This is a genomic window from Kitasatospora sp. NPDC056446 (genome assembly GCF_042796115.1).
Taxonomy (GTDB): Bacteria; Actinomycetota; Actinomycetes; order Streptomycetales; family Streptomycetaceae; genus Kitasatospora.
Window position 1 is genome coordinate 78,078 of sequence record NZ_JBHTRF010000012.1, and the last position, 11,992, is coordinate 90,069.

General features: G+C 74.9%; 11 protein-coding genes. 4 read left to right on the top strand and 7 right to left on the bottom strand.

Going from position 1 to position 11,992, the window contains the following annotated elements; all coding sequences use genetic code 11:
- Positions 1 to 91: 91 nt before the first annotated feature.
- Complete coding sequence (locus ACFQ6N_RS10975; protein ID WP_380648451.1) at positions 92 to 1,267, top strand: S1 family peptidase; 1,176 nt, start codon at positions 92 to 94, stop codon at positions 1,265 to 1,267.
- Positions 1,268 to 1,348: 81 nt separating this feature from the next.
- Here ACFQ6N_RS10975 and ACFQ6N_RS10980 read toward each other — a convergent pair whose 3' ends face one another.
- Positions 1,349 to 2,602, bottom strand: coding sequence for an ROK family protein (locus tag ACFQ6N_RS10980; protein WP_380648452.1), 1,254 nt, complete (start codon positions 2,600 to 2,602; stop codon positions 1,349 to 1,351).
- Between the two features lie 453 nt (positions 2,603 to 3,055).
- On the opposite strand from ACFQ6N_RS10980, the gene ACFQ6N_RS10985 reads away from it, so the two are divergent.
- Entirely contained in the window at positions 3,056 to 4,801 is a 1,746-nt protein-coding gene (locus tag ACFQ6N_RS10985; protein WP_380648453.1) for a SpoIIE family protein phosphatase, read from the top strand.
- 107 nt (positions 4,802 to 4,908) lie between these two features.
- Here the strand turns inward: ACFQ6N_RS10985 and ACFQ6N_RS10990 are convergent, their stop codons facing one another.
- Together ACFQ6N_RS10990 and ACFQ6N_RS10995 are read right to left on the bottom strand one after the other, a co-directional pair.
- Positions 4,909 to 6,111 (bottom strand): trans-sulfuration enzyme family protein, encoded by a 1,203-nt coding sequence (locus ACFQ6N_RS10990; protein ID WP_380648455.1) that lies wholly within the window; start codon positions 6,109 to 6,111, stop codon positions 4,909 to 4,911.
- Positions 6,112 to 6,235: 124 nt separating this feature from the next.
- Positions 6,236 to 6,622 carry a hypothetical protein gene (locus ACFQ6N_RS10995; RefSeq protein ID WP_380648456.1) on the bottom strand — a complete coding sequence of 129 codons (387 nt, stop codon included), beginning with the start codon at positions 6,620 to 6,622 and terminating at the stop codon, positions 6,236 to 6,238.
- 464 nt (positions 6,623 to 7,086) lie between these two features.
- Here ACFQ6N_RS10995 and ACFQ6N_RS11000 point away from each other — a divergent pair, with 464 nt between their 5' ends.
- Complete coding sequence (locus ACFQ6N_RS11000; RefSeq protein WP_380648457.1) at positions 7,087 to 8,559, top strand: LCP family protein; 1,473 nt, start codon at positions 7,087 to 7,089, stop codon at positions 8,557 to 8,559.
- 157 nt (positions 8,560 to 8,716) lie between these two features.
- Here ACFQ6N_RS11000 and ACFQ6N_RS11005 read toward each other — a convergent pair whose 3' ends face one another.
- From ACFQ6N_RS11005 to ACFQ6N_RS11020, 4 genes are all read right to left on the bottom strand, one after another.
- A complete protein-coding gene (locus ACFQ6N_RS11005; protein ID WP_380648458.1) occupies positions 8,717 to 9,376 on the bottom strand; it encodes a zinc ribbon domain-containing protein in 660 nt (219 codons plus the stop codon).
- Between the two features lie 95 nt (positions 9,377 to 9,471).
- Complete coding sequence (locus ACFQ6N_RS11010; protein WP_380648459.1) at positions 9,472 to 9,798, bottom strand: hypothetical protein; 327 nt, start codon at positions 9,796 to 9,798, stop codon at positions 9,472 to 9,474.
- Between the two features lie 124 nt (positions 9,799 to 9,922).
- The gene (lepB, locus tag ACFQ6N_RS11015) at positions 9,923 to 10,885 is read right to left on the bottom strand and encodes a signal peptidase I (RefSeq protein ID WP_380648460.1); all 963 of its coding nucleotides are present in this window, start codon (positions 10,883 to 10,885) and stop codon (positions 9,923 to 9,925) included.
- Positions 10,886 to 10,949: 64 nt separating this feature from the next.
- A complete protein-coding gene (locus tag ACFQ6N_RS11020) occupies positions 10,950 to 11,546 on the bottom strand; it encodes a helix-turn-helix domain-containing protein (RefSeq protein ID WP_380648461.1) in 597 nt (198 codons plus the stop codon).
- Between the two features lie 69 nt (positions 11,547 to 11,615).
- Between ACFQ6N_RS11020 and ACFQ6N_RS11025 the strand changes: the two genes are divergently transcribed.
- The gene (locus ACFQ6N_RS11025; protein WP_380648462.1) at positions 11,616 to 11,978 is read left to right on the top strand and encodes a hypothetical protein; all 363 of its coding nucleotides are present in this window, start codon (positions 11,616 to 11,618) and stop codon (positions 11,976 to 11,978) included.
- Positions 11,979 to 11,992: the final 14 nt, after the last annotated feature.

Below are 11,992 nucleotides of genomic sequence, written 5' to 3' on the forward strand. Positions count from 1 at the left end.
GCCGGAGCGCGGGGGTAGATGACATGTTCCGATCACCCCGGTCGTCCGCCTACGGTTCCGGCAACCCCCACACCGATCGAGGAGATCCCCCATGCTCCGCATCCGTGCCCTGGCGGTGGCCGCCGCCCTGGCGAGCGGCGCCCTCACCGCGGCCCCCGCCGTCGGCGCGCCCACCGACGACCCGTCCATAGCCGCCGCCCTGGCCACCGCCCCCGCCCGGCCGGCCGCCGCCCCGCCCGCACTGCTCCACGCGCTCCAGCGGGACCTCGGGCTCTCCCCGCAGGCCGCCGCCGACCGCCTCGCCCACGAGGGCCGGGCCGCCGGAGTCCGGACGGCACTCGCCCGGGCGCTCGGCGACCGCTGGGCCGGCGCCTGGGTCGACGGCCCCGACGCGACCCTCGTCGTGGCCACCACCGACGCCTCCGCCGCCCGGACCGTCACCGCCCACGGCGGCCGGGCCACCGTCGTCCGCCACTCCCTGGCCGCCCTGGACGGCGCCAGGTCCGCGCTCGACCGGGCGTCCTCCGCCGCCGCGCCCGACGCCACCCCGCTCTGGTACGTGGACGTCCGGGCCAACACCGTCGTGGTGCGCTCCGCCGACGCCGCCCGGACCGACGCGTTCCTGCGGCAGTCCGGCGTGGACCGCACGCTGGTCCGGGTCGAACGCTCCACCGCCGCACCCCGCCCGCTCGCCGACCTGCGCGGCGGGGACGCCTACTACATCGACAACGCCGCCCGCTGTTCGATCGGCTTCCCGGTCACCCAGGGCGGGCAGCCCGGCTTCGTCAGCGCCGGCCACTGCGGCCAGCCCGGCTCCAACGCGACCGCCGCCGACGGCAGTTCGATCGGCACCTTCCAGGGCTCCACCTTCCCCGGCAACGACTACTCCTGGGTGGCGGCCGGCCCGGGCTGGTCCGCCCAGCCGCAGGTGAACGACTACGCGGGCGGCGCGGTGACGGTGTCCGGCTCCGCCGAGCAGTCCGTCGGCGGCTCGGTCTGCCGCTCCGGCTCCACCACCGGCTGGCACTGCGGCACCGTCCAGGAACTGAACGCCACCGTCAACTACCAGGAGGGCAGCGTCTACGGCCTCACCCGCACCACCGTGTGCGCCGAACCCGGCGACTCCGGCGGGTCCTTCATCTCCGGCAACCAGGCCCAGGGCGTGACCTCGGGCGGCTCCGGCGACTGCACCTCGGGCGGGGAGACCTACTTCCAGCCGGTCAACCCGATCCTCGGCACCTACGGCCTGACCCTGGCCACCGGCTGACCCCGGCGACCGGCCGAAGGCCGAGCCCGGTCACCGGCTGAAGGCCACCCCCCCCCGGCCACCGGCAGGCGCCGGCAGCCGTCAGCGCAGCCCCGCCGTCCGGCGCTCGAACACCTCGGGACGCGCGGTCTCCAACGCCGTGGAGACCGCCCCGAGGAGCACCGCCTCCTCCCCCAGGAGGCTGGGCGCGAGCGTCGGACGCATCGGGGCGAGCCGGTGCAGGGCCTGCTCCAGCGGTGCCAGGAGCAGGTCCGCACTGCTGCCGATGCCGCCGCCGAGCACCACCAGGTCCGGATCCAGCACGGCGGACAGCACCGCCACCGCGTACGCGAGCTGCTCGGCCTCCCGCTCCACCGCCCGGACCGCGGCGGCCTCCCCGGCCCGGGCCCGCTCGAACACCTGCTTCGCCGTCAGCTGCTTCGCCGCTGAAGGCTTTTCCGCCGCCTGGCTCCCGCCGCCGTCCCCGTCCAGCCCGAGGTCCCGGGCGGAGCGCACCACGGCGTCCGCGGCGGCCACCTCCTCGATGGTCCCGGTCGGCTCGCCCGCACGGGCCGGCAGCGGCACCAGGCCGATCTCGCCCAGCGCGCCGTGCGCCCCGAGCAGCAGCTCGCCGTCCTTCACCACGCCCAGCCCGAGGCCGGTGCCGACCAGCAGGTAGGCGAACATCCGACTGCCCCGCCCGGCGCCCAGGGTGTACTCGCCGAGCGCGGCCAGGTTGGCGTCGTTGGCCACCGAGACCGCCGTCCCCAGCCCCTCCCCTATCCGGTCGAACAGCCCCGGCCGGCCCCAGCCGGGCAGGCTGGAGGCGTACCGCACCCCCCGCCGCTCCTCGTCCCACACGCCCGGCGTGCCGATGACCGCGTGCACGATGTCGTCGCCGGCCAGCTCCGCCTCGGCGATCGCCTCCCGCGCGGCCGCGATCACGGCGTCCGCGACGGCGTTCGCCGACCGGCCGCGGTTGGCCACGTCCCGGCGGGCCACGACCGTCCCGGCGAGGTCCGCGACGGCCACCCGCAGCCGGGCCCGGCCGATGTCCACGCCGAGCACGTACCCGGCCGTCGGGTCGACCTCGTACAGCACGGCGGTACGGCCGCGCTCGGGGGCGAGCCGCCCGGCCTCGCGGACCAGCCCGGCCTGCTCCAGGGCGGCCAGCGCGGCCGAGACGGTCGGCTTGGACAGGCCGGTATCCCGGGCCAGCTGGGCACGCGAGGATCCGCCACCGGTGCGCAGCAGCTCCAGCAGCAGCCACTCGTTGTTGCTGCGCAGCCGCTGCCGGTTCCAGGGCACCGCGGGGGCCCCGGCCGCCTGGCGACTGGTCGGCTGGTGGGGACTCATCGGTTCCTCCGGTCTGGCGGTCGCGGTCGTCTCTGGCCCGGGCCCGGCGCTCGTCGGGGAGCTGCCCGGGACCTGTCCGGCGCTCGTCCGGCACGGGCCCGACGCCGACCCGGCACTGCCCGCGGCGTCCGGTGTCGGGCGCCGCCGCCCAAGTATGACCGGTGATCATCCGGCGTTCGCCCGCCGGACCCCTCCCGCTCCACCGGACGTCCACCGGGCGCCCGCCGGCCGCACACCGCCCGTTCCCCGAGAGGACACCCGGACCCGGCACCCGACGACCCGGTGCCCGTCCCCGCACCCCCCGACCGACCCACCGACCGGACGCCCCCGCACCCCCGGTCGAACGGGCGTCCACCCACTCCGGGCAACCAGTCCGCTACAACACCGTCTCCGCCCAGTCAAGGTTTCCTCCAGTTGTGGGCGTGCCGCGCCCGGGCGCGTGATCATGGGCGTATGCACTTCCGGCACGGCAACCGAGCAGAGGACCCCCCGTCCGCGACACCGGGCACCCGGTCCCTGGCGGCGACGGCGGCGGCCCTCGCCGCGAAGCTCGGCGCGATCACCGGCAGTGACCAGGAGGACGACGATCCCGACCTGCTGCGCGCGGTCCTCGCCGCCGCGCCGGTCGGCGTCGCCGTGCTCGACGAGCGGCTGCGCTGGCAGTACCTGAACCCCGCCTTCACCACCGCCACCGGCCTGCGCCGCGCCGACGTGCTCGGCCGCCCCGCCGAGGCCACCGCCTTCGCCGGCGCCGCCGCCACGCTGCGCCGCGTGCTCGCCGACGGACACGACCGCGAGCACGCCACCGGCGGTCCCGACGGCGCGGGCCACCCGGTGCCGCCCGGCCTCCGGGTGCGCTACCGGCCGCTGCGGCGGGCCGGACGGACCACCGGCGTGATCGTGGTCGTCCTGGACGACCCCGACCCGGCCCGCGAGCAGCTGCGCGAGCTCGAACAGGCCCGCGCCCGGCACACGCTGCTCGACGCCGCCGCCGAACGGATCGGCACCACCCTCGACATCGGCACCACCTGCGCCGAGCTCGCCGCCTTCGCCGTGCCCGGCCTGGCCGACCTGGCCGCGGTCGACGTCCTGCCACCCGAGGCCGAACCCGCCCGGGCCGGCCACCGCACGTCCCAGCGTCTGCACCGCGCCGCCGTCCGGGCCGTCCCCGCGCTGACCGCCGGCCTCGCCGACCTCCCCCGGCCCGGGGAATCGATTCGCCACCGGGAGGGCTCGGCCGCGGTCCGCAGCCTCACCGGCGGCATCGCCGTACTCACCGAGCCCGGGTCCGAGGACGCCTGCCCCGCCGGGACGGCCTCGCTGCTCGTCCTGCCGCTCGCCGCCCGCGGCCGCCTGGTCGGGGTGCTCACCCTCGGCCGAGCCGCCGCCACCCCGCCGTTCACCGCCGACGAGGCCGCCCTGCTCGGCGACCTCGCCGCACGGGCCGCCACCGCCATCGACAACGCCCGCCGCTACAGCCGCTCCCAGGGCATCGCCCTGGAGCTCCAGCGGGCCCTGCTCAGCGAACCCGGCAACCCGCACCAGAACCTCGCGCTCGCCTCCCGCTACCTGCCCTCCGGCAGCAGCTCGGTGGTCGGCGGCGACTGGTACGAGACGGTCCGGCTGCCGTTCGGCCGCACCCTGCTGGCGATGGGCGACGTGATGGGACACGGCGTCGAGGCCGCCGTCGACATGAGCCACTACCGCTCGGCCCTGCGCGACATCGCCGGCATGGACCTGCCCCCGCACCGGATCCTGCGCCAGCTCGACACCGTCATCTCCGCCGACGACTCCGCCCGCCCCGCGACCTGCCTGCTGGCCCTCGCCGACCCGGGCCGCAGGCGCTGGACCCTCTCCAGCGCCGGCCACCTGCCGCCCGCCCTGGTCGCCCCCGGCCGGCCCACCGAGCTGCTGCGCCTGCCCACCGGCCCGCCGCTGGGCACCGGCCTCGGCGGCTACGAGCAGGCCACCCATCCGCTCGTCCCCGGCCAGACCCTGCTCCTCTACACCGACGGCCTGGTCGAACGCCGCGGCGAGGACATCGACGAATCCCTCGCCCGCCTCGCCGCCCTGCGGCTGCCCGCCACCGGCGAGCTCGACGACCTGCTGGACGCCGTCCTGCACTCCCTCGTCCCGCCGCCGTCCCCCGCGGCCGAGGACGACATCGCCCTCCTCGCCGCCCGGGCCAGACCGCGCTGACGGCTCCGCCCCGGCGCGAGCCGCCGCGCCCCCGGCCTCGCACCGGCACCGGCACCGGCACCGGCACCGGCGGCGGGACCCGTCCGCCCCGCCGCCACCCGCCGGGCTCACACCTTCGCCAGCGCCTGCTCCACGTCCGCCCAGATGTCCTCCGGGTGCTCGATGCCCACCGACATCCGGACCAGCCCGGCCCCGACTCCCGCCGCCGCCAACTCCTCGTCCGACAGCTGCCGGTGGGACGTGCTCGCCGGATGCAGGACCAGGCTGTGCACCCCGCCCAGCGACGGTGCGAGCGAAGCGAGCCGTACGGACTCGGTGAAGGCCCGGGCCGCCTCCCGGCCGCCGGCGAGGTCGAAGGCGAGGACACCGCCGTGGCCGTCGGGCAGCAGCCGCCGGGCCAGCTCGTGGTCCGGGTGGGCGGGCAGGCCCGGGTAGTGGACGGCGGCGACGGCGGGGTGGCCGCTGAGGCGCCCCGCCAGGTCGAGCGCGGTGTCGCAGTGCCGGCGGACCCGCAGGGCGAGGGTCTGCATGCCGCGCAGGGTCAGCCAGGCGGCGAACGGGTCGACGGTGGCGCCGAGTTCGAGGGACTGCTGCCAGACCCTGCGGTGCAGGTCCGGGTCGGCGAAGACCGCGATCCCGGCGAGGACGTCCGAGTGCCCGCCCAGGTACTTGGTCGCGGAGTGGACCACGATGTCCGCGCCGTGCTCGATCGGGCGGCACAGCAGCGGGGTGGCGAAGGTGTTGTCGACCACGCTCGGCACCCCCGCCCGCTTCGCCACGCCGATCAGCCCGGGCAGGTCGGTGACCCGGGTGGTCGGGTTGGAGACGGTCTCCAGGTACAGCACCCGGGTCTCGGGCCGCAGGGCGGCCTCGACCTCCGCCGGGTCGTCCCCGCCCACCAGGGTCACCGTGACGCCCCGGCGCTCGGCGAGGTCGGCCAGCAGGGCGAAGGTGCCGCCGTACAGGCTCCGTTGGGCGACCACGTGGTCGCCGGTGCGCAGCAGGGCGAGCAGCACGGTGGTGATCGCGCCCATGCCGGAGGCGGTGGCCAGGGCGCCGGTGCCGCCTTCGAGGTCGGCGACGGCGCCCTCCAGCGAGCGGACGGTCGGGTTGCCGTAGCGGTTGTAGAAGAACGCGCCGTCCGGTCCTTCGTGGGCCTGGACCAGCGCGTCGGCGGTCTCGAAGGCGAACAGGTGGCCCTGGTGCAGGGGGACGCCCATCGGGCGGCTGCCGGTGGTCTCGGCGAGTGGCGGGTGGACGGTCCGGCTCTCGGGGCGCAGCGCCTCGGGGTTCACGTGGAAGTCGCTCATGCCGCCCATCCTCGGGCGGCCCGCGCCGCCCTGGCCAGGGCCAATCGTGCCAGGGTGGCCCGCCCCGGCCCGGGCCCGCGCCCGCGCCGTCAGGGCGGGGCCGGTCGGCGGCGGGCCCGCCCGGTCAGCGGCGGCGGCTGAAGATCCGCTTCACCAGGTAGATGATCCCGATGATCAGCAGGACGAAGAAGAGGATGATCAGGATGACCACGACCAACAGGAACTTGCCGAGCTTGGCGAAGAAGCCCTTTTTCTTCTTCTCGTCCTTGGCCGCGAGGTGCGAGGCCTCGGCGCTCGTCGAGCCGGCGGACGAGGCGAGCGGCGCGGAGGCCGCGGAGGCCCCCGACGGCCCGGTGGCCCCGACGGCCGCGGTGGCCCCGGTGGCCCCGACGGCCGCGACGCTTCGTGGTGCGGCCACCGCCGTCGCGCTCGACGCCGCGGCGGTGAGGCCGACGGCGGCCAGCAGTGCCACCAGGGCGCCGGCTATCGAACGTGCGATCCGGTGAGTCATCGTGCTCCTCGTACGGGGGGTGCGGGGTGATGCGGAGGTGATGCGGAGGCGGTGCGGACGAACCCGGCCGGGCCGACCAATTCTCATGGTCTGACCAGCCGGTTTTCTCATCTGCGCCTAGTATGCTCCACTGAAGTTCTACAGCGGTGTAAAAGTTTAGCGACGGGCCTCGCCCGGATCGGCTCCGGCCCCGGACCACGCGAACCCACCGCTTCGACGGGCACACCGTGGCAACTGTGGAGGATGACGACGTGTCTGGCCGCAAGGGTTCCCCCGATCCCGGAAATTCGCCGCACCGGGCAGGCGGACGTCGGGCGGCGGGACGGAAAACCGCTCCCGACCGGGGCGAAAGGTCCGAAGGGGCCGAAAAGGCGGAAAGCCCCGAAAAGGACTCCACGGGCATACCGGGCGGCCGTTCGGCGGGCCGGGCCAAGAAGAAGCCCAAACGCAGCACCAAGGAGAAGGTGCTCTGGGTGACCGCCGGCTGCACCGCGCTCGTGGTCCTCGGCGGCGGCGCCCTCTACTACCGCCTCAACAGCAACCTCACCACCTTCGACCGGGACGCCGTCAGCAAGGACCGCCCGGAGGCCGCGGCCCCGGACTCCCAGGGCCGCACCCCGGTCAACGTCCTGCTGATCGGCTCGGACAGCCGCGGCAACGGCAACAACGACCTCGGCGGCGGCGGGGACGGCGGCGCCCGCTCGGACACCGCGATCCTGCTGCACGTCTACGCCGACCACAAGCACGCCGTCGGCATCTCCATCCCCCGCGACTCCCTGGTCACCGTCCCGTCCTGCAAACTGCCCAACGGCAAGTGGACCAAGGAGCAGACCAACGCGATGTTCAACAGCGCGTTCTCCGTGGGCGACACCGAACAGGGCAACCCGGCCTGCACCCAGAACGCCGTCGAGAAGCTGACGAACCTGCGCGTCGACCACACCATCGTGGTGGACTTCAACGGCTTCGCCTCGATGACCAAGGCCGTCGGCGGCGTCGAGGTCTGCCTGCCGAACGACATCCACGAGGGCGACCTCAACCCCAACCTGGGCCACAAGGGCAAGCTGCTGTTCGCCAAGGGCAAGCAGAAGGTCGAGGGCCAGGCCGCGCTCGACTACGTCCGGGTCCGCCACGGCATCGGCGACGGCTCCGACATCGGCCGCACCAAGCGCCAGCAGGCCTTCCTGTCCTCCCTCATCAAGGAGGTCAAGTCCCGCGGCATGGACCCGACCACCCTGCTGCCGCTCGCCGACGCGGCCACCAAGTCGCTGACCGTCGACCCCGACCTCGGCTCGGCCGCCAAGCTGCTCGACTTCACCATGTCCCTCAAGGACGTGAACCTGCACGACGTCAAGTTCCTGACCGCGCCCTGGCGCTACGAGGGCCCGCGGGTCGCCCTGGTCCACCCGGACGTGGACCAGCTCTGGGCCGCGCTCAAGGCCGACCGCACCATCGACGGCCAGGACGCGAGCGCACCGGTCGACCCCTCCGCCGCCCCCACCACCCCCGCGGCCGAAGCCACGCCCACCCCCACCGCCGCCCCGGACCCCAAGGCCGCCGAGGTCAAGGTCTCCGTGCTCAACAGCACCGGCGAGACCGGGCTCGGCAGCAAGGCCGCGGAGACGGTCAAGGGCGCCGGCTACACCGTCACCACCGTCGGCAACGCGGCCGGGAAGGCCCGCACCAGCACCGTCGTCGAGTACGGCGCGGGCGAGCGCGGCTCCGCCGAGGCGGTCGCCAAGCTGTTCCCAGGCGCCACCGTCCAGCCCGGAGCCCGCGGCATCAGCGTCGTCCTCGGCCACGACTTCGCGGCCGCCAACCCGGCGACCGCCGGCTCCGCCCCCGGCGCGGCCGGCACCCCGGCACCGCTGCCGTCCAGCGTCAGCGGCACCGCCCGCTCGGCGGACGACGACCCCTGCGCCAACGTCTCGTACGGCTGAGGCACGGCCTCGCGTGCGACCCGGTCACCCGAGCCGCACGCGAGGCACCGCACACGGCGCACAGCACACGCACCGCACGCACCGCACGCACGACGGCGGGGCGCCCCCGGACCGCCGTCCCGGGAGCGCCCCGCCGTCGTGCGTGCGGGGGGGGGTGTCAGCGCCTCGTCCCGCAGGACGGGCAGAACGCGGAACCGTCCGGGACGTCCTTCTGGCAGCTGCCGCACTGGACGGGCGTCGCCAGCCGGAAGCCGCAGCCCTGGCAGAACGGCGTGCCGTGCGTCTCGGTGTGGCACTGCGGACAGACCAGCTGGCGCGGCGTGTTGACGTCGAACTCGGCCCCGGACTGCTGCCCCGACTTGTAGGCGCGCTCGGAGACCATGTCATTGAGGCCGCGCCGCTGCGCCGCCAGCGCCTCGGCCGCGGTGTCCGGGGCGCAGGTGAAGCACAGCCCCTGGGCCGGGTCGAAGCAGCGGCCGCACACGTAGTGGGTGCACCGGCCGCAGCGGTTGAAGTTCGTCTGGGCGGTGGTGATCGCGCGCTGGAAGGCAGCGTCCCGCGAGGTGCCCCAGGTCTGGCCGGCCAGACCGTCGGCGGCGTTGCTGATGGTGTTGGCGTTGCCGCCGATCAGGTTCCAGGCCGCGCTGACGCCCTTGCCTATCCAGCCGGCCATCTGCCCGGTTCGGAACGCCTCGAACGGCGAACGCCAGGTATCCGAGCACCGGTAGCAGGAGAACTCGAACTGGAAGCCCGCGCCGGTGCCGTACTGCTCGCACAGGTCGCGGTAGTTGTTGCTGAAGTAGATCTCCGAAGTCACGTCGTCCCCGGTCGCTGAAGTGGCATGTCGGCGGTCGCTCCCAGGGACGATAGGGCTCGCCGAACGGTTCCGCCAAACATTTGCGACCTGCCTGCTCAGAGACCGGATACGGGGAGCAGCAGCACCCTCTCCGGGTCGTACCGCTCCCAGTTCGGGGGCTGCCCGCTGCGGGTGACCCGCAGTCGGCACCAGGACCGGCCGGACCCGTCCTGCCACCAGCCGCTGATCCGGCCGAGCGCCCAGGTGCCGTCGCCGAGGTCCACCTCGACCGGCTGGTGGACCCACCGGACCTCGCGGTCCGCCGGTTCCGCGACGCCCCGGGGCCCGCACTGACTCTCCATCACGGCTCCGCCTCCCGACCCGGCCTCGGCCGCGACGGCGGCCCTGATCGGGTCGGCCGCGCGGCCGGGGGTGCAGCTCACCTCCTGGACTCTACAGGCGTGTAGAGAACAGCGGGAGGGGTTCCGTCGAAGCCGGCCGACCCGATCCGTCGACCCGATCCGGCCGGGTCGGTCGGGTCGGACCGCCCGACCGGGCCGGACCGGGTCAGGCCCGGTCGGACCGCGCTCCGCGGTCCTTGCGCACCGACCGCCGCCGCAGCCACAGCGCCACCGGCACGACCCCGGCCAGCGCGAGCGCATCCGACGCCGGGGGCGCCTCGAACGACGTGCCGGCCGCACCGGCCGCCCCGGCCGGCACCTTGTCGAAGGTGTCCGGCACCGGCAGGGTCGACCAGTTCGACAGCGGCCACGCCACCACGAAGGCCCGGCCGACCACGTTGTCCACCGGCACGAAGCCGTCGCCGGTCTCGTTGTGGTGCCAGCGGGAGTCCCGCGAGTTGTTGCGGTGGTCGCCCATCACCCAGAGCTTGCCCTTGGGCACGGTGACGGTGCCCACCGGGTCGTTGTCACAGGGCGTCGCGCCGGGGAACAGGTACGGCTCGTCCAGCGCCTGGCCGTTCACCTTCAGCGGACCGCCCGCCTCGCACTGGACGGTGTCCCCGCCGACCGCGATCACCCGCTTGATCAGGTCCTTCTCGTCCGCCGAGGGCATCAGGCCGACGGTGCTCAGCGCCTTCTGGACGGTCCCCATGACCCCGTTGTCCGGGGTCGTCGGCGTGCCCTCCAGCCAGCCGCCCGGATCGCGGAAGACCACCACCTCCCCGCGCTCGGGCTTCGCGCCGAACCACGGGGTGAGCTTGTCGACCAGCACCCGGTCGCCGATCGCCAGGGTCTGCTCCATCGACCCTGAGGGGATGGAGAAGGCCTGAACGAAGAAGGTCTTGATGCCGAGCGAGAGCAGCAGGGCGATCACCAGCAGGATCGGCAGCTCCTGCCAGAACGGGCGCTTCTTCCGCGGGCGCTTCTCCTCCGCACCGGGCCCCTCGCCGGGCCCCTCACCCGGTCGTGCGCCCGGCTGCTCCCCTGTCCCCGACCGGGCGTGCCCGGCCGCGCCGCGCTCCCCGGCTCCGCCGCTCTCGCCGGATTCCGCGCTCTGCTGCACACTCATCTCCTCGGCCCCTCCCGGACGGCCTGACGGGAGCCGCAAGAAAGACCCCCTGTCAGGAACGAACCTACCGAACAGAGGTTCCCGGGCGCGCCCGGACGTGCATGCGCTCGCCCTGCGGACCGAACAGGCTGAGGAACTCCACCGGCAGCGTTCCCGCGTTGCCGAACGCGTGCGGGGTGCGGGTGTCGAACTCGGCCGCCTCACCGGCCGTCAGCACCAGGTCCCGCGACCCGAGCACCAGCCGCAGCCGGCCGGAGAGCACGTACAGCCACTCGTAGCCCTCGTGCACCTTCAGCTCCAGCTCCGGGCCGGCGTTCCGGCCCGGCGGGACGATGTGCTTGAACGCGTGCATCCCGCCCAGGTGTCGGGTGAGCGGGACGATCGTCTGGCCGTTCCTGGTCACCGGGCGCGGGTGGATCCGCGGGTCGCCGGTGGCCGGGGCGCCGACCAGCTCGTCCAGCGGCACCCGGTACTCCCTGGCCAGCGGCAGCAGCAGCTCCAGGGTCGGCTTGCGCTGCCCCGACTCCAGCCGGGACAGGGTGCTGAGCGAGATGCCGGTCGCCGCGGCCAGCTTGGCGAGCGTGGTGCCGCGCTCCCGGCGCAGGGCCCGCAGTCGCGGACCCACCGTGGTGAGGACGTTCTCGAACTCTTCGTCGACCATGCCTGCCATGTGCCGGTACGGCAAGGGTGATTGTCAATCCGGCACACGGGTGAGGCCTATCCTCGCGTCATGCGCATCCTCCTCACCCGGGACAGCGTCGCCGCCGGTGACGACGCCGACGCCCCGCACGGCGCGACGGTCGACCTCCCCGACGGCCTCGACCTCCCGGCCGCCCTCACCGCCCTCGGACTCCCCCGCCCCCGGCTGCCGCTGATCGGCGGCGGACGCGCCACCTGGGTGGTGCGCGACGCCGACGGCAGCCCGCTGGCCGTCCTGGCCCAGCAGTGGCCGGGGCCCCGCCTGCTCCCGGCCGGCCGGGAGCCGCTCGCCGGAGCGGCCGAACCGGGCGCCGCCGTCCGACTGCACGTCGAGTACCGGCGCCAGCGGGACCCGGACGCCGAGTACGAACTGCTCGCCCGCCCCGCCCGGTAGCGCGTCCGGTCCCG